The sequence below is a fragment of the Blastococcus jejuensis genome, assembly GCF_039534705.1.
Taxonomy (GTDB): Bacteria; Actinomycetota; Actinomycetes; order Mycobacteriales; family Geodermatophilaceae; genus Blastococcus_B; species Blastococcus_B jejuensis.
Window position 1 is genome coordinate 629,518 of record NZ_BAAAVV010000001.1, and the last position, 16,286, is coordinate 645,803.

15 protein-coding genes are annotated in these 16,286 nt (G+C 72.6%); 5 read left to right on the forward strand and 10 right to left on the reverse strand.

Annotated features, from left to right (window positions below; all coding sequences use genetic code 11):
• Positions 1-89: 89 nt before the first annotated feature.
• Genes ABD644_RS03055 through purB form a run of 3 tightly spaced genes read right to left on the reverse strand, consistent with a single transcriptional unit; the run spans position 90 to position 3,042 of the window.
• Positions 90-854, reverse strand: a complete 765-nt coding sequence (locus ABD644_RS03055; RefSeq protein ID WP_344687021.1) for an alpha/beta fold hydrolase — start codon at positions 852-854, stop codon at positions 90-92.
• Positions 854-1,720 (reverse strand): phosphoribosylaminoimidazolesuccinocarboxamide synthase, encoded by an 867-nt coding sequence (locus tag ABD644_RS03060; RefSeq protein WP_425547366.1) that lies wholly within the window; start codon positions 1,718-1,720, stop codon positions 854-856. Before ABD644_RS03060 ends, ABD644_RS03055 begins: the two co-directional genes overlap by 1 nt.
• Positions 1,717-3,042 carry an adenylosuccinate lyase gene (purB, locus tag ABD644_RS03065; RefSeq protein WP_344687022.1) on the reverse strand — a complete coding sequence of 442 codons (1,326 nt, stop codon included), beginning with the start codon at positions 3,040-3,042 and terminating at the stop codon, positions 1,717-1,719. The genes ABD644_RS03060 and purB overlap by 4 nt, the downstream gene beginning before the upstream one ends.
• Positions 3,043-3,128: 86 nt before the next feature.
• Here purB and ABD644_RS03070 point away from each other — a divergent pair, with 86 nt between their 5' ends.
• On the forward strand, positions 3,129-4,565 hold the full coding sequence (locus ABD644_RS03070; RefSeq protein ID WP_344687023.1) for an AI-2E family transporter: 1,437 nt from the start codon (positions 3,129-3,131) through the stop codon (positions 4,563-4,565).
• 64 nt (positions 4,566-4,629) lie between these two features.
• On the opposite strand, the gene ABD644_RS03075 is transcribed toward ABD644_RS03070, so the two are convergent.
• Positions 4,630-5,916 (reverse strand): dihydrolipoamide acetyltransferase family protein, encoded by a 1,287-nt coding sequence (locus ABD644_RS03075; RefSeq protein ID WP_344687024.1) that lies wholly within the window; start codon positions 5,914-5,916, stop codon positions 4,630-4,632.
• Positions 5,913-8,102: an alpha-ketoacid dehydrogenase subunit alpha/beta gene (locus ABD644_RS03080; protein ID WP_344687025.1), complete on the reverse strand. Its 2,190-nt coding sequence runs from the start codon at positions 8,100-8,102 to the stop codon at positions 5,913-5,915. The genes ABD644_RS03075 and ABD644_RS03080 overlap by 4 nt, the downstream gene beginning before the upstream one ends.
• Before the next feature lie 102 nt (positions 8,103-8,204).
• Between ABD644_RS03080 and ABD644_RS03085 the strand changes: the two genes are divergently transcribed.
• From ABD644_RS03085 to ABD644_RS03095, 3 genes are read left to right on the forward strand one after another with little or no spacing between them, the layout of a single operon-like run.
• Complete coding sequence (locus tag ABD644_RS03085; RefSeq protein WP_344687026.1) at positions 8,205-8,708, forward strand: VOC family protein; 504 nt, start codon at positions 8,205-8,207, stop codon at positions 8,706-8,708.
• Positions 8,705-9,370 (forward strand): GntR family transcriptional regulator, encoded by a 666-nt coding sequence (locus tag ABD644_RS03090; protein WP_344687027.1) that lies wholly within the window; start codon positions 8,705-8,707, stop codon positions 9,368-9,370. The genes ABD644_RS03085 and ABD644_RS03090 overlap by 4 nt, the downstream gene beginning before the upstream one ends.
• A 21-nt stretch (positions 9,371-9,391) precedes the next feature.
• Positions 9,392-10,036, forward strand: a complete 645-nt coding sequence (locus ABD644_RS03095) for a carboxymuconolactone decarboxylase family protein (protein WP_344687028.1) — start codon at positions 9,392-9,394, stop codon at positions 10,034-10,036.
• A 75-nt stretch (positions 10,037-10,111) separates the two neighbouring features.
• Here the strand turns inward: ABD644_RS03095 and ABD644_RS03100 are convergent, their stop codons facing one another.
• From ABD644_RS03100 to ABD644_RS03115, 4 genes are all read right to left on the reverse strand, one after another.
• On the reverse strand, positions 10,112-11,581 hold the full coding sequence (locus tag ABD644_RS03100; RefSeq protein ID WP_344687029.1) for an NAD-dependent succinate-semialdehyde dehydrogenase: 1,470 nt from the start codon (positions 11,579-11,581) through the stop codon (positions 10,112-10,114).
• An 11-nt stretch (positions 11,582-11,592) separates the two neighbouring features.
• A complete protein-coding gene (locus ABD644_RS03105; RefSeq protein ID WP_344687030.1) occupies positions 11,593-12,837 on the reverse strand; it encodes a M24 family metallopeptidase in 1,245 nt (414 codons plus the stop codon).
• Positions 12,834-13,802 (reverse strand): NAD(P)-dependent oxidoreductase, encoded by a 969-nt coding sequence (locus ABD644_RS03110; RefSeq protein WP_344687031.1) that lies wholly within the window; start codon positions 13,800-13,802, stop codon positions 12,834-12,836. Before ABD644_RS03110 ends, ABD644_RS03105 begins: the two co-directional genes overlap by 4 nt.
• A 77-nt stretch (positions 13,803-13,879) precedes the next feature.
• On the reverse strand, positions 13,880-14,938 hold the full coding sequence (locus ABD644_RS03115; RefSeq protein WP_344687032.1) for an alpha/beta hydrolase family protein: 1,059 nt from the start codon (positions 14,936-14,938) through the stop codon (positions 13,880-13,882).
• Positions 14,939-15,127: 189 nt separating this feature from the next.
• Here ABD644_RS03115 and ABD644_RS03120 point away from each other — a divergent pair, with 189 nt between their 5' ends.
• Entirely contained in the window at positions 15,128-16,018 is an 891-nt protein-coding gene (locus ABD644_RS03120; protein ID WP_344687034.1) for an ABC transporter substrate-binding protein, read from the forward strand.
• Positions 16,019-16,024: 6 nt separating this feature from the next.
• Here ABD644_RS03120 and ABD644_RS03125 read toward each other — a convergent pair whose 3' ends face one another.
• Positions 16,025-16,249 carry a hypothetical protein gene (locus ABD644_RS03125; RefSeq protein WP_344687035.1) on the reverse strand — a complete coding sequence of 75 codons (225 nt, stop codon included), beginning with the start codon at positions 16,247-16,249 and terminating at the stop codon, positions 16,025-16,027.
• Positions 16,250-16,286: the final 37 nt, after the last annotated feature.

A 16,286-nucleotide genomic window follows, 5' to 3' on the forward strand; every position in this document is an offset into this window, starting at 1 on the left:
CCCTGCGCCGTCCACAGCCCCTCGGCGAGATCGGCGATCTCGCTCGCTTTGCGGCCCGAAAGTGAGCGAGATCGGCGATCTCGCCGGGGTCAGGAGGACTGGAGGAGGGGCCAGACCGCCTCGGGGGTCTCGTAGTGGGCGTTGTGGCCGGCGCCCTCGATCAGGACGGCGTCCGGGTCGACCCGGCGCATGGCGTCCAGGCCCACCATCGGGTCGGCCGCCCCGGCCGCCAGCCGGAGCGGCGCAGCACAGCGGGAGAGCACGGTCTCCACCGGCGGGCCGACGGCGGAGAACGCCCGCGGGTCCAGCGCGGCGATCCAACCACCCTCGCCGATCCGCACCCCCGCCCGGGCCACCGGCTCCGCGGGGTCGACCAGGTCGCGCAGGCCGGCCAGCTTCAGGTGCCGGTCCGCGGCCTCTCCCGCCGACGCGAACACCTGCGGCGGACGGCGGGCCATCGCCTGGGCGCGGGTCACCTCGTCGTCGGTCCAGTCGATCTTCACGCCGAGGGCGACCACGCGGTCGACGGCCACGCCGAACCAGCCGCCGCCCAGCACCGCCCCGACGACGCCGCCGAACGAGTGGCCGAGCACCGTCACCGAGGGGGCGCCGAGCTCCGTCGCGAGCTCCGCCATGTCGGCGGCGTGCACCGCGTAGCCGTAGGGCGGCGTGAACTGAGACAGCCCGTGGCCGCGCAGGTCGGGCGCCGCCCAGCGCCCAGGCCACGCCTCGTGGAACTGCGCGAGCAGCGGCGTCCAGACCGCCCCGGTCGCGCCCAGCCCGTGCAGGAGCAGCAGCAACGGCCCGTCCGTGCCGCCGGTCGCGTAGGCGATCCCGCTCCGCGTCCGCCGCATCAGTCGAACCTCCGGCCGGTCAGCAGCTCGTAGGCGGTCACGTACCGCTGCCGGGTGGCGGCGACGACGTCGTCCGGGAGCTCCGGCGGCGGCGAGACCCGGTCCCAGCCGGACGCCGGCGACGTGAGCCAGTCGCGCACGAACTGCTTGTCGTACGAGGGCTGGGCCGCGCCGGGCGCCCACGAGTCCGCGGGCCAGAACCGCGACGAGTCGGGCGTGAGCACCTCGTCGCCGAGCACGAGCCCACCGGAGGCGTCCAGGCCGAACTCGAACTTCGTGTCGGCCAGGATCAGCCCCGCCCGCGCCGCGATCTCCGAGGCCCGCCCGTACAGCGCCAGGGTCAGGTCCCGCAGCTCCGCCGCGCGGGAGGCGCCGACGGCGGTCTCGACGGCGGCGAAGTCGATCGCCTCGTCGTGCTCCCCGAGCTCGGCCTTGGTCGACGGCGTGAACACCGGCGCGGGCAGCCGCGAGCCCTCCACGAGCCCGGGCGGCAGCGCGACGTCGCGGATCGAGCCGGTCGCCTCGTACTCCTTCGTGCCCGAGCCCGAGAGGTAGCCCCGAGCCACGCATTCGACCGGCAGCATCTCCAGCCGCCGCACAAGCATCGCCCGACCCGCGACGTCTGCCGGCACGTCGGCGGCGGAGATCAGGTGGTGCGTCGCCCCGAACGCGTCGAGGACCGGCGAGAGCTGCTCGAACCACCACACCGAGAGCTGGGTCAGCACCCGCCCCTTGTCGGGGATCGGCGTCGGCAGCACGTGGTCGTAGGCGGAGATCCGGTCGGAGGCGACGAGCAGCAGCTGCCCGGGGCCGGCGTCGTAGACCTCGCGCACCTTGCCGCGCGCGACGAGCGGGAGATCGATCACGAGAGAGCCGCGAGCCGGTCGAACAGCGGGCCCAACTGGGTCACGTACCGCTCGGGCCGGCAGATCTCGTCCAGCCGCGCCTCGTCCAGCGTGACCCCGGAGCCGGCCGCCCGCGTGCGCAGCGTCTCCCGGAACGGGACACCCGAGTTCCACGTCTCCATCGCCGCCGACTGCACCAGCGCGTAGGCGTCCTCGCGCGACAGCCCGCCCTCGACGAGCTCCAGCAGCACCGACGACGTGTAGATCAGTCCGCCGGTCGACTCCAGATTGGCCCGCATCCGGTCGGCGTCGACGACCAGGTTCTCGACCAGGCCGGTGGTCAGGTGCAGCAGGTAGTCGGTGGTGATCGCCGCGTCGGGCAGGAACACCCGCTCGGTGGAGGAGTGCGAGATGTCCCGCTCGTGCCACAGCGGGATGCCCTCCATGACCGGCACGATCGCCGCCCGGACCACCCGTGCGAGCCCGGCGATGCGCTCGGAGCGGATCGGGTTCTTCTTGTGCGGCATCGCGCTCGAGCCCTTCTGGCCCGAACCGAACGCCTCCGACAGCTCCCGCACCTCGGTCCGCTGGCCGTGCCGCACCTCCAGGGCGATCGCCTCGCAGACGGTCGCGATGATCGCCAGGGCCGAGACCCACTCGCTGATCGAGTCGCGGAGCACCACCTGCGTCGAGGCATCGGCCGGCCGCAGGCCCAGCGCCGACGCGACGTGCACCTCGACCGACGGGTCGATCAGCGAGTACGTGCCGACGGCGCCGGAGATCGCGACGACGCCGACGCGGGCGCGCGCCTCGCGCAGCCGGTCCCGCGACCGTGCGGCGGCGAAGGCCAGGTCGGCCACCCGGTGCCCCCACACGTCGGGCTCGGCGTGCACGCCGTGGGTGCGGCCGACCTTGATCGTGTCGCGGTGCTTCAGCCCGTGGTCGCGCAGCGCCGCGACCAGCCGGTCGGCCTTGGCCAGCAACACGTCGGTGGCGTCGGTGAGCTGCACGGCCAGCGCCGTGTCGAGCAGGTCCGACGACGTCATGCCGTGGTGCACGTAGGCCGCCGCCGAGCGCGGGGACGTGTTGTCGGCCCAGGCGGTGAGGAAGGCGATGACGTCGTGCTGCGTCGTCTCCTCGATCTCGGCCACGCGGGCCGGCGAGGGCGGCGGCGCGGCGCGCACCGGCTCGACGACGTCGGCCGGCACCCGGCCGGCGGCGGCGTGCGCCTCCAGCACCAGCGTCTCCACCCGGCACCAGAGGGCGTACTTGTGCTCGTCGCTCCAGACCCGGCCCATCTCGGGGAGCGTGTAGCGCTCGATCATCGGGGTACCGCCTGCCACAGCTCAGCTCGTCGCACCACGAGGACATCCTCCCGCAGGGCTAGCGTGATCATGGACGGCCCCTACCTGCCCGCCGGAGGTGCGTGATGCTGCGTCGCGCCAACGACCTCGTCGCCCGGGCCCGCGAGCGCATCCGCGCGGCCGCCGAGCACGATCCCCACGCCTGGCACCACCACCACGGCGACCACGACCGGAACGGCCACACCCCCGACGAGCCGGTAGAGCCGATCGACTTCGTCCAGATCCCGGACGACGACACCGAGACCGCCACCCGCCCGCCGGTGGGCAGCCCCGAGCCCGGCGCCCCCGACCTCGACGGCGCGGTCGGTCCGGGTGGTGTCAGCGGGCCCCCCGCCGGTGGCCGGCCGCACCGGCCCGGGGAGCGGAGCCGGAGGCTGACCCGCAGTCCCGGCGACCCGCGCGCCGCCGAGACCGCCGTCCCGGAAGGGCTGCGGATGGCGGCGGCCTGGTCGTGGCGGCTGATCGTCGTCATCGCCGGGGTCTTCGCCCTGCTCTACGCGATGGCCTACATCGCCGTCGTCGTCGTCCCGGTGATCGTGGCGCTCATGCTCGCGGCACTGCTGCAGCCGGGGGCCGCCTACCTGGTGCGTCGTGGGTGGCCTCGTTCGCTGGCCGCGTTCGCCATGCTGCTGGTCGGCCTCGCCGTGGTCTCCGGGATCATCACGCTCGTCGTCGAGCGGTTCAACGCCGGGTTCTCCGACCTCGCGGCGCAGGTCAGCGAGGGCATCGGGCAGGTGCAGGAGTTCATCGTCCGCACGTTCCCGATCACGCAGGGGCAGCTCGAGGACGCCGTCGCGCAGGTCCAGGACTCGCTGGTCGAGAACCGGGACACGCTCGCCTCGGGCGCCATCACCACCGCGGCGACCGTCGGCGAGGTGGTCACCGGCATCGTCCTGGCGCTGTTCACCCTGTTCTTCTTCCTCAAGGACGGCCGGTCGATCTGGCTGTGGCTGGTCGGGCTGTTCCCGGCCGACTCGCGCGCCTACATCGACGAGGCGGCCCGCCGGTCGTGGCGGACGCTGATCTCCTACGTGCGGGCGACCGTCGCCGTCGCCATGGTCGACGCGATCGGCATCGGCATCGGGCTGGCGATCCTCGGCGTCCCGCTGGTCATCCCGCTGGCGGCGCTGGTGTTCCTGGGCGCGTTCATCCCGATCATCGGCGGGTTCCTCGCCGGCACGGTGGCGGTGCTGGTCGCCCTGGTGTCCAACGGCCCGATCACGGCGCTGATCGCGTTCGGCGTCGTCATCGGGGTCATGCAGCTCGAGGGGCACGTCCTGCAGCCGCTGCTGCTCGGCCGCGCCGTCCGGGTGCACCCGCTGGCGGTGGTGCTGGCGATCGCCGCCGGGCTGCTGGTCGCCGGGATCTTCGGCGCGCTGATCGCCGTCCCGACCGTGGCGTGCGCCAACGTCGCCGGCACCTACCTCAGCCGCCGGAACGAGGGGCCGCGGCCGCCCGAGCCGCGCCCCGAGCGGGCGCGGCCGGTGGTCGGCACCAGCTGAGGCAACCCGGCCGACCACGGCGGGCGCGATACTTCCTGGCCCGCCCGGTCTGGACGCGGTGTGCTCAGACGAGCAGCTGCAGCGGCTGCTCGACGGCGGCGACGAACGCCGCCATCCACTGCGCGGCCAGCGCGCCGTCGATCACCCGGTGGTCGGCCGACAGCGTCACCCGCAGCACCGAGGCGACGGCGAGGGAGCCGTCGACGACGACCGGCTCCTGCCGGGCCGCGCCCACGGCGAGGATCGCCGACTGCGGCGGGTTGATGATGGCGGCGAACTCCTCGGTGCCGTACATGCCGAGGTTGGTCAGCGTCAGCGAGCCGCCCTCCAGCTCGTCCTGCCGCAGCCGGCCCGACCGCGCGCGCTCGACGAGGTCGCCGACGGTGGCCGAGATCGCCCCGACGGACAGCCGGTCCACGCCGCGGACGACGGGCGTGAGCAGCCCGGTCCCGGTCGAGACGGCGACGCCCACGTCCACCGACGTGAACGCGCGGGTCGCCTCCGGCGTCCAGATCGCGTTCATCCCGGGGACGGCGGTGTGCGCCCGGCCGGCGGCCTTCACGAGCAGGTCGGTGACCGACACCTTCGTGCCGATCCCCGCGAGCTCGGTCCGCAGGGCCAGCAGGGCGTCGACGCGGATCGTCGCCCGGAGCGTGAAGTGCGGGACGGTCTGCTTGCTCTCGGTCAGCCGCCGCGCGATCGCCCGGCGCATGGGGGTGTGCGGGACGTCGGTGTACGACGCGTCCCCCGGGAACGTGGCCGCGGGTGCGGCCAGCGGGGCCTCGGCCGGGCGGGCGACCACCGCCGCCTCGATGTCGCGGCGGACGATGCGGCCGCCGGGACCGGTGCCGATGATGCCCTGCAGGGGCAGCTGCGCCTCGCGGGCCAGCCGGCGGGCCAGGGGGCTCGCGAAGATGCGGCCGTGCCCGTTCGACGACGGCGGGGCGGCGGTGAGGCCGCTCGCCGCCACGGTCTCCGGCACCAGGGCTGCGGGTACGTCGGGCGACGCCGGCTGGTCCGGCGCCCCCTCCGGGTCCGGCGCCGTCGCCGCGGCGTCGGCGACACCGAGTGCGGCGAGAACCGAGTCGACATCGCCGACGGTCTCCCCCGGATCCCCCAGGACGGCGATCGGCGCGCCCACCTCCACGGTCGCCCCGGAGGGCACCAGCAGCTTGACGACGACGCCGGGCTGGTCGGCCTCGACGTCGACCACCGCCTTGTCGGTCTCGACGGTCGCCAGCACGTCGGCGGCGCCGAACTCGGCCCGCTCGGCCACCGACCACTCGTGCAGGACTGCCGAGGTGCCGCCCGCGGCCACCTCGGGCATGCGCATCAACCGGGCCACGGTCACGCCCCCGTCTGCTGGGTCATGGCGGTCAGCGCGGCGGCGACCTCGGCGCTCTGCGCGATCGCGGCCCGCTCCAGCACCTTGCTGATGCTGGGCGAGGCCTCGCCGCCGGTCACCCGCTGCACCGGCTGGTCGAGCCAGTCGAAGAAGCGGCGGTTGATCTCGTCGGCGAGCCAGCCGCCGTACGACGTCCCGACGGCGCCCTGCTCGGCGATCAGCACGTTGTTCGTCTTGCGGATGCTCTCGCCGATGGTCTCCCAGTCGATCGAGGCGCGGTCCAGCCAGCGCAGGTCGATCACCTCGGCGTCGACGCTGCTGAGGGTCTCGACCGCGTCGAGGACGTAGTTCGTCATGGCCAGGTAGGTCAGCACCGTGACCTCCTCACCGGGGCGCCGGACCGCCGCCTTGCCGACCGGCAGGCAGTAGTCGAGGTCGTCGACCGGGCCCTCGCCGGTGGAGTTGTAGAGGTCGACGTGCTCCAGGACGACGACCGGGTCCTGGCAGCGCAGGGCTGCGTTCATCAGGCCCACGTAGTCGAACGGGGTCGAGGGCGCGACGATCCGCCAGCCGGGGTTGGTGGCGAAGATCCCGGCCGGGTCCATCGAGTGCTGCGAGCCGTAGCCGGTACCCATGGCGACCTTGCTGCGCAGCACGAAGGGCACCGCGCCGTCGCCACCGAACATGTGCCGGGCCTTGCCGATCTGGTTGAACAGCTGGTCGGCCGCCACCCACATGAAGTCGGCGTACATGAACTCCACGACCGGCCGGAAGCGGCCGTCGATCGCGATCCCGCCGCCGAGCCCGGCGAAGGCGTTCTCGCTGATCGGGGTGCCGAGGATCCGGTCGGGGAACCGCTCCTTCAGGCCGCGGGTGGCCCCGTTGGTGCCGCCGTTGAGCCGGTGCACGTCCTCGCCCATGACGACGACGGACGGGTCCGTCTCCATCCGGCGGTTCATCACCGCGGCGACGGCCTCGATGAACTTCTGCTCGGCCAGGTCGCCGGCGTAGGTGTCGCGGTCGGCGATCGGGGCGCCGTCGAACTCGCCGAGGTCACCGCGCACGCCGACGTCGACGTACCCGGGGTCGGGCCACTCGGCCTCGCGGATGCGGCGCTGCCCCGGCTTCCCGCCGGGCAGCGGCTCGAGCAGCACGTCACCGATGTCGGACATCAGCAGGCGGGCGGTGGTGACGGCGGTGTCGACGTCGGCCTGCGTCAGCAGGCCGCGGCGGACGAGCTCGGCCGACACCTGGTCGACCGGGTCGCGGCGCCGCCACTCCTGCTCCTCCTCCTTCGTGCGGTAGCCGAAGGCACTGCCGGGGAAGGCACCGTTCTGGTGGAAGAACCGGTAGGTGTCGGCCTCGACGACCGTGGGGCCGCCGCCGGCGCGCATGTGCGCGACCGCCTCCTGCATCGCGAGGTGGACGGCGAGCGGGTCCATGCCGTCGACCTTCCAGCTGGGGATGCCGAAGCCCGGGCCGCGACCGGACAGGCGCGCCTCGCAGGTGGCCTCGAAGACGCTGGTGGACACGGCGTAGCGGTTGTTCTCGATGAAGAAACAGATCGGCAGGTGCCAGGCCGCAGCGAGGTTGAACGTCTCGAGCGTGGAGCCGATGTTGACCGCGCCGTCGCCGAAGTAGGTGACCGAGACGGCGTCGGTGCCCGCCTGCTTGTCGGCCCAGGCGAACCCGGCCGCCATGGGGACCCCGCCGCCGACGATGGCGTTGGTGCCCATCGCGCCGGCGTCCTTCCACTGCAGGTGCATCGACCCGCCGCGACCGTGGCTCCACCCGCGGTCGAGCCCGCAGATCTCGGCGAGCGTGCGCAGCAGCACGTCGCGCACCTCGTCGTCGACCGGCGAGCCGAGGTCGATGCCCTTGGGCGCGACGTGGTGCAGCACCTTGGCGAGGAACTGGTGGTGACCGCGGTGCGAGCCGTTGACCTGGTCGGCGCTGGTCAGCGCCAGGACCGAGCCGACGGCGCCGCCCTCCTGGCCGATGCTCGAGTGCGCCGGGCCGTGGATCAGCCCGGCCGCAGCGAGCTCGAGCACGTACTCCTCGAAGACGCGGATCAGCACGAGCTGGCCGAACATCGCCTGCAGCAGGTCGGGGTCGGCAGCGGCCCAGTCGTCGGGGGTGACGACGAGCTCCACCCATGGGGCAGCCGGTTCGAGACGGCGATGGACCGCCATGGGGAACTCCTCGATTGGATCCGAGACGATGCCGAACGGTGCCCAGGCTAGTGCAGTGCCTCACATTCGCCTAGGCTTTGGATCCAGAAGAGGGAGGCGAGCATGGGGCTGCCGGGGCTGAGCGGGGTCGACCACATCGGTTTCACCGTGCCCGACCTCGAGCAGGCGCGAGCCTTCCTGGTCGACGTGCTGGGCTGCGAGTACCTCTACTCCCTGGGCCCGTTCGAGCATCCCGACACCGACTGGATGGCCGAGCACCTGAACGTCCACCCGCGCGCGGTCATGCGGCGCAACAGCTTCTTCCGGTGCGGCGGCCAGGCCATCTTCGAGGTGTTCTCCTACGAGGCGCCCGACCAGAACCCGACCCCGCCGCGCAACAGCGACATCGGCGGCCACCACGTCGCCCTCTACGTCGACGACCTCGACGCCGCCGTCGCCCACCTCCGCGACCACGGCGTCCGGGTGCTCGGTGAGCCGACCGCGAGCTCCGGCGCCCACGAGGGCCAGCGGTGGGTCTACTTCCTCAGCCCGTGGGGGATGCAGTTCGAGCTGGTCAGCTACCCCGAGGGCAAGGCGTTCTTCCGCCATCCGGAGCGGTTCGCATGACAGAGGTCGCGGCGGCCAGCGCCCGCGTGGCCGACCACCTGCGCCGCGCGATCCTGGCCGGGGAGATCGCCCCCGGTGAGTGGATCCGGCAGGAGGAGGTCGCCGAGCGCCTGGGCTCCAGCCGGCTGCCGGTGCGGGAGGCGCTGCGCATCCTCGAGGCCGAGGGCCTCACCGAGCACGAGCGGCACAAGGGCGCCCGCGTGCCGAGCCTGACCATGCACGAGGTCGACGTCGTCTACCGGATGCGCGAGCAGCTGGAGCAGCTCGCCATCAGCGAGAGCATCCCGCACCTGACCTCGGCCGACGTGCGCCACCTGGCCGAGCTCCAGGGGCGGATCGAGGCGCTGCCGAAGGGCGACGACGCCGCCGTCGCCGACTTCCTGGAGCTCGACCGCGAGTTCCACCTGAGCAGCTACACCGGCTGCACCATCGACCAGCTGACCAGCTCGGTCACCCGGCTGTGGAACTCGACCGCCCACTACCGGCGCACGTTCGTCACCCTGACCGGGCCCGGCCGGCGGTGGGTCATCAACGCCGAGCACCGGCTGCTGCTCGACGCGATCAGCCGCCGCGACGTCGTCGACGCCGAGCGCACGCTGGCCGGCCACATCCGCCGCACCCGGATCGAGCTCGGCAAACACCCCGAGATCTTCACCCGCTGAACCCACCCGAGGAGACCTTCGATGCCCCGACCGCACATCAGCTACGTGCCGCTGGAGAACATGGACGAGCGGATGCAGGAGGAGATGCACCGCTGCGCCCGGGAGGGCACTCCCCGCCCGGAGAGCTCGGCGGTCCGCGCCCACGTCCCGGAGGCCTTCTGGGCGTTCGCCGACTCGTGGAAGGCCCTGTTCCACAGCGGCGTGTGCGACCACGCGATCAAGGAGCTGTGCCGGGTCTACATCTCCCGCACGGTGAAGTGCGAGTTCTGCGGCAACCAGCGCTCGATCAAGGCGGCGAAGGCCGGGCTCGAGGAGATGCAGTACGACGAGCTGCTGAACTTCGAGAAGTCCGAGAAGTACGACGACCGGCAGAAGGCGGCGCTGGCCTACGCCGAGGCGATCGCCTGGGGCATGCCGGCCGACGAGGAGGGCTTCTGGGCCCGGCTGCACCAGCACTTCTCCGAGCCCGAACTGGTCGAGCTCGGCTGCTGCATCGCGCTCACCTTCGGGCAGCAGAGCTGGATCCGGCTGCTGGGCATCGACCACCACCAGTACCTGGCCGGCACCGACGCCTCGATGGCCCCCGGCTTCCGCACCGCCGAGGAGCTGGCGCAGACCAAGGCCCGCGAGGACTACTGGGCGACGTCCCCGACTGCTGCTCCCTGAACGCGGCGAGATCTGCACACTGGCCCACTTCGGGCACCCGAATGGGGCCAGTGTGCAGATCTCGCCCGGGTCAGCTCACCACTGGACGGCGATGTACTTGCTCTCCAGGTAGTCGAGCATGCCGTCGTGCCCGCCCTCACGGCCGATCCCGCTCTGCTTGGTGCCGCCGAACGGCGCCGCCGGGTCGCTGACCAGCCCGCGGTTGAGCCCGACCATGCCCGAGTCCAGGCCCTCGCTGACCCGCAGGCCGCGGGCGAGATCGCCGGTGTAGACGTAGGAGACCAGGCCGTACTCGGTGGCGTTGGCCAGCCGGATCGCCTCGTCCTCCTCGTCGAAGGTGACCACCGGCGCGACCGGCCCGAAGATCTCCTCCTCGAGGATCTTCGAGCCCGGCTGCACGTCGAGCAGCACCGTCGGCTCGTAGTAGAAGCCGGCGGAGTACTTCTCGTCCGAGGGACGGCGGCCCCCGACGACGGCCTCGGCACCCGCGTCCACGGCGCCGCGCACGAGCTCGTCGACCTTCTCGACGGCGTCGGTGTTCACCAGCGGGCCGAGCTGGACGCCGTCGTCGAGCCCGGGGCCCATGCGCAGCGCCTTCATCTTCTCGGCCAGCCGGCGGCCGAACTCCTCGGCGACCGGCCGCTCCACGTAGAACCGGTTGGCCGCGGTGCAGGCCTCCCCGCCGTTGCGCATCTTGGCGACCATCGCGCCCTCGACCGCGGCGTCGAGGTCGGCGTCGGCGAACACCAGGAAGGGCGCGTTGCCGCCGAGCTCCATCGAGCAGTTGATGACCTGGTCGGCAGCCTCCTTGAGGAGCACCCGGCCGACCTCGGTGCTGCCGGTGAACGACAGCTTGCGCACCCGCGGGTCGTGCAGCATCGCCGAGACGACGGCGCCGGACCTCCGGGCGGGCAGCACGTTGACCACACCGGCGGGCACGCCCGCCCGGTCGAGGATCTTCGCCATCGCCAGTGCCGTCAGGGGGGTGTCGCTGGCCGGCTTGAGGACGACGGTGCACCCGGCGGCCAGCGCCGGACCGATCTTGCGGGTGGCCATCGCGGCGGGGAAGTTCCACGGCGTCACCAGGACGGCGATGCCGACCGGCTGGTGCAGCACCATGATCTTGTTCGCCCCGGACGGCGCCGTCATCACCTGGCCGGCGGCGCGCACGGCTTCCTCGGAGTACCAGCGGAAGAACTCGGCCGCGTAGGCGACCTCGCCCTTCGCGTCGGCCAGCGCCTTGCCGTTCTCCAGCGTGACCAGCTTCGCGAGGTCGTCGGCCTGCTCGGTCATGAGCTCCCAGGCGCGGCGGAGGATCTCCGCCCGCTCGCGCGGAGCGGTCGCGGCCCAGGCCGCGGCCGCGCCGTCGGCGGCGTCGACCGCGGCGAGCGCGTCCTCCACGCTGCCATCGGCGACCGTGGCGAGCACCTCACCGGTCGAGGGGTCCAGCACGTCGAACCGGCCGCCGTCGGAGGCCGGCACGGCCTTGCCGCCGATCCAGAGGTCGGTGAGCAGTTCGGTGCTGCTGAGGCTGTCGAGCGGCATGGCGCGCCCTCTCAGTAGGGGTTGGTGACGACGAGGTCCTGGGCGGGGAACAGGGTGAGGATCTGCGGGCCGTCGGGCGTGACCACCACCTCCTCCTCGATCCGCGCCGCCGAGAACCCGTCGCTGGCCGGACAGTACGTCTCCAGGGCGAACACCATGCCGGCCTGCAGTTCCACGGGCTCGGTCATGCTGTTCAGGCGGGAGATGATCGGTCGCTCGTGCAGGCCGAGCCCGAGGCCGTGGGCGAACTGCAGCCCGAAGGCCTCCATCTCGCTGCCGAAGCCGAACTCCTCGGCCTTCGGCAGCAGCGCCGCGACCTCGTCGGTACCCACGCCGGCCTTGATCCCGGCCAGCCCTCGGTCCATCCACTCGCGCGCCTTCGTGTAGGCGTCCCGTTGGGCGGGGGTGGAGCTGCCCACCGCGAACGTGCGGTAGTAACACGTCCGATAGCCGTTGTAGGAGTGGATGATGTCGAAGAACGCCTGGTCACCGGGGCGGATGAGCCGGTCGGTGAAGTTGTGCGGGTGCGGGTTGCACCGTTCGCCGGAGATCGCGTTGATCGCCTCGACCTGGTCGGAGCCCATCTCGTAGAGGCGCTTGTTGGCGTGCGCGACGATCTCGTTCTCGCGCACTCCGGGCTTCAGCATCTCGACGATGTCCTGGTAGACGCCGTCGACCATGGCCGCCGCCTGGTTGAGCAGCACGATCTCGTCGGACGACTTGATCACGCGGGCGTCGAGCATGAGCTGCTGGGCGTCGACGACTCGCAGGCCCTGACGCTCCATCTCGAACAGGAACGGCGGTTCGACGATGTCCACACCGACGGGCATGTCGGCCACGCCCGCTTCGACGAGCAGCGACTTGATCTCCGCCACCGCATCGGCCATCAGACCGACCGTCGGTGCGACGGCCCCGCGGAAGCCGAGGAAGCCGGCCCGGTAGTTCTCGGTCGGGACCCAGGGGGAGTACTGCTTGTGGTGCTTGACCGCCGAGCCGAAGTCCCACAGCACGGGGTCCTTGCCCCGAGCGAGCAGGGCGTACCGGATCATCTTGTCGCCGAGCGCGCCCCCGATCCACGTCTGCGTCGTGTACCGGATGTTGTAGAAGTCGAAGAGCAGGAAGGCGCCGCACTCGCTGGCCTCCAGCGACGCCTTGGCCCGGCCGACCCGGTAGTCGCGCAGCCGCGCGAAGTCGACCCGCTGCTCGTAGTCGACGCCCATGTGGCCCGGCGCCGGCAGCGGACGCCCACCGGTCATCGCGTGTCCTCCTGGTCGGCGGCACCGAGGCCGTCGTCGATCGTCACGTTCTCGGGCTCCAGGGTGATACCGGAGTTGTGCGCCTGCAGGTCGAGCAGGATGGCGAAGTCCTCCTCCACCCGGCCGCTGCTGACGCTGGCCTGCACGGCCTGCGAGGTCGCGGCCGTCACGGGCATCGGGACGTCGAGGTCGTGCGCCGCCTTGAGGCCCAGGTCGAAGTCCTTGCGCAGCAGGATCGGCGTGAAGGTCGGCGTGTAGTCCAGGTTCACGAACGCGGGCGTCTTGTACCGGGTGAACACCGACCCCATCACGCTGTCGTTGAGGAAGGACAGGAACGCCTCTCGCGAGACGCCACCCTTCTCCGCGAGCACGGTGATCTCGGCCATCGTCTGGGTCACGACACCGAGCATCAGGTTGTGACAGATCTTCACCAGCCGGGCGACGTCGCCCTCGCCGACGTAGGTCACGGACTTGCCGATGTGCTCCAGCAGCGGCCGGACCTGGCGGAAGGTCTCCTCCGGGCCGGAGGCCACGAGGGTCAGCATGCCGGCGCGGACCACCTTGCCGTTGCCGCTGACCGGGGAGGCGAGGAACGCGACGCCCCGCTCGGCGCAGGCCGCGCGCATGGCCTCCGAGGCCGCCTGGTCGACCGTCGAGCAGTCGACGACGATCCGCGGCACGTCGTCGGGGTCGGCGAGCAGGCCGCCCTCACCGGTCAGCACCTGCGCCAGGTCCTTGTTCGTCGAGACCATGGTGAACACCGCGTCGAGCCCGCGGAGCTCGGCGATGCTGTCGGCGACGATGCAGCCCAGCTCGGCCAGCGGCTCGGCCTTGGCCCGGGTGCGGTTCCAGACGGTGACCTTCACGCCCGCGCGCGCGAGCCGGGCGGCCATCGCGGCACCCATGCGGCCGGCACCGATCCAGCCGACGGACGTGACCGGGCTCTGGGTGTCGTTGTCGTTCATGAGTGCTCCTCGCTGGTCGTGCAGTGGTCGGTGGGGACCGGTTCCGTAGACGGGTGGCCCGGCGGCGGTCGGGGGAGTCAGGCGAGCCGGCCGGCCAGCCAGTCGGCGGTGTAGGGGCGGTGCCAAGGCGCGACGTTCGCGCAGCCGTGGTTGCCGTCCTCGAGCATCAGCAGCTCGGTCGGCCCGCCGGCGGTCTCGGACAGGCGCTCGGCGTGCAGCCAGGGGATCAGCCGGTCCTGCCGGCCGAAGACGATGAGCAGGGGGGCGGTGATCTTCTCGGCCACCCCGTCGAGCGACAGCGTGTGCGCGACCTGGCGCGCCTCGTCGTCGCTCCCCGTCCGGGAGCGGACCTGGAAGGTGCGCCGGGTGAGCTCGGGCAGCCGCGGCCAGCAGTCGCCGAAGTCGTAGGGGCCGGCCAGCGCGACGCAGGCCCGGATGCGGTCACCGAGGGCCGCCGCCACCCGGGGCGCGTAGTAGCCGCCGAGGCTCACCCCCCAGACGGCGACGCGACGGGCGTCGACCTCGGGCAGGCCCTCCAGGGTGGCCATGATCGTCTCGGCCGGTGCGGACCAGTCGCCGCGGATCGGCAGGTCGTACTCCGCCTCGCCCTGCCCGGGGCCGTCGACGGCGAAGGTCGCCAGGCCCCGGTCGAGGAAGGTCTCCTCCGTCGAGCGCAGCTCCTCCTTGGTGGAGTCCAGCCCGGGCAGGAGGACGACGACGGGGAACGGGCCCTCGCCGTCGGGGCAGCGGAGGACGCCGACCAGGGTGGCCCCCTCGAACGGCATCTCGACCCGCCGGCCCGGCCGGAGCAGGTGCGGCAGCGCGTCGTTCGCGCAGGCGACGGCCCGCTCGTGGGCGGCGCGCATCTGGTCGAGGTCCTCGACGAAGACGAACTTGCCGAAGTGGAAGTACACCGCCGCCTGCGACAGGTGCTGCCCGGCGGAGACGAGCCGGCCATCGGCCAGGGCGCGCCGGCCGAGGGCCTCGTGCTCGGCGCCCATGTCCGACCACGCGGCGCACCAGTCGGCCCACCGCTCGACCTGCGCCGTCACCCGCTGGAAGTCCGAGACGGTGACACCGTTGGTGGTGAACCGGGGGGCCCAGTGGGCGATCGCCGACGCCACGAGGTCGTCCATCCGACGGCCGCCCTTCGGGTTTCTGCAAACGGTTGTTGCGCTGTTGCCAGCCTGACGTGCAGCGGTCGGCGATGTCAAGCGCCCGGCCATGAGCTCCTGGTGGACTCCCGCGTCATTCGGGGCCGATTGCTGCAATCGAGTGCACGTCCGGGCATACTGCGGCCCTCGTCCGCCCGCCTGGAGGTCCGCATGGTCACCCGCCTCGTCGCCGGGACGTTCAGCCCGTCGGTCCTGCTCGACGTGGCCCGGTCCACCGGGCGCCTGGCGGCTGCGGGGCTCGAGGTGACCGAGGTGCCGGTGGCGTCGTCCCCGGGACAGTTCCGGTCCCTCCTCGACGGCGAGATCGATGTCGCGTTCACCAGCCCCGACAACGTGCTGGCCTACCGGTTCAGCCCGTCCAACCCGCTGGGCGAGCTGCTCGACGTCGGCATCGTCAGCGGCGTCGACCGGGGGCTGGGTTTGGCGCTCTACGGTCGGCCCGGGTTCCCCGCCGACCGGCTGCGAGGCGCCCGCGTCGGCGTCGACGTCCCGTCGTCGGGCTTCGCCCTGGCGATGTACGCGCTCGCGGAGTCCCTCGGCGTCCCGCGCGGGGAGTACGAGCTGGTGGCCATGGGCTCGACACCGCGGCGCCTGTCCGCCCTGCTGGCCGGGGAGTGCGACGCGACCATGCTCAACGCCGGCAACGAGCTGGTGGCCGAGGAGGCCGGCTGCGTGCGGCTGGCGTCGGTGGCCGAGGTCTGCGGCCCGTACCTCGGCACCGTGACGGCGGTGGCCGGGCAGTCCCGGCTGGCCGAGGCCCGCGCGCTGGCGGGGGCGCTCGCCGCCGCCATCGACGACGTCCGATCGGGGGCCGTCGACGGCGTCGTCGTCACCGCGGCCGCTCAGCGGCTCGACGTCTCCCCCGCGCTGGCCCGCCGGTACGTCGACCGCATGTGCGACCCCGCCGAGGGGCTGCTGCCGGGTGGCCTCGTCGACCCGGTCGCGCTGGAGACGGTCGCCGCCCTGCGTCGGCGGTTCCTGCCCGAACCCGTCGACGGCGGCGGCGACGCCCTCGACCGCCCGCTCGACGCCGTGCTCTGACGAGGGCTATCCGGAGACGCCGCGAGAGCGTCGACGCCGAGCGAGCACCCGCGTGACGGCCCACACCGCGGCGACGAACAGGACGGCGTCGATGGCCGCGAGCCAGTAGACGCCCGCCGCGATCGCCGCGACCAGGTAGTAGCCCCACAGGCCCACACCCGCGATGAGTGCGACGAGGACGGGAGTGCTGTCGCGGATCGCGGGGCGACTTCGCTGATCGTCGGCAACCACGAACGTCCCTTCGGCAGGTTCTGAGCAACGCTGGAGC

Bases quoted from the DNA above. Each gene is read 5' to 3' on its own strand.
- ABD644_RS03055 (WP_344687021.1), bottom strand. From the start codon at position 854: ATGCGGCGGACGCGGAGCGGGATCGCCTACGCGACCGGCGGCACGGAC.
- ABD644_RS03070 (WP_344687023.1), top strand. From the start codon at position 3,129: ATGCTGCGTCGCGCCAACGACCTCGTCGCCCGGGCCCGCGAGCGCATC.
- ABD644_RS03080 (WP_344687025.1), bottom strand. From the start codon at position 8,102: ATGGCGGTCCATCGCCGTCTCGAACCGGCTGCCCCATGGGTGGAGCTC.
- ABD644_RS03085 (WP_344687026.1), top strand. From the start codon at position 8,205: ATGGGGCTGCCGGGGCTGAGCGGGGTCGACCACATCGGTTTCACCGTG.
- ABD644_RS03090 (WP_344687027.1), top strand. From the start codon at position 8,705: ATGACAGAGGTCGCGGCGGCCAGCGCCCGCGTGGCCGACCACCTGCGC.
- ABD644_RS03095 (WP_344687028.1), top strand. From the start codon at position 9,392: ATGCCCCGACCGCACATCAGCTACGTGCCGCTGGAGAACATGGACGAG.
- ABD644_RS03100 (WP_344687029.1), bottom strand. From the start codon at position 11,581: ATGCCGCTCGACAGCCTCAGCAGCACCGAACTGCTCACCGACCTCTGG.
- ABD644_RS03105 (WP_344687030.1), bottom strand. From the start codon at position 12,837: ATGACCGGTGGGCGTCCGCTGCCGGCGCCGGGCCACATGGGCGTCGAC.
- ABD644_RS03110 (WP_344687031.1), bottom strand. From the start codon at position 13,802: ATGAACGACAACGACACCCAGAGCCCGGTCACGTCCGTCGGCTGGATC.
- ABD644_RS03115 (WP_344687032.1), bottom strand. From the start codon at position 14,938: ATGGACGACCTCGTGGCGTCGGCGATCGCCCACTGGGCCCCCCGGTTC.
- ABD644_RS03120 (WP_344687034.1), top strand. From the start codon at position 15,128: ATGGTCACCCGCCTCGTCGCCGGGACGTTCAGCCCGTCGGTCCTGCTC.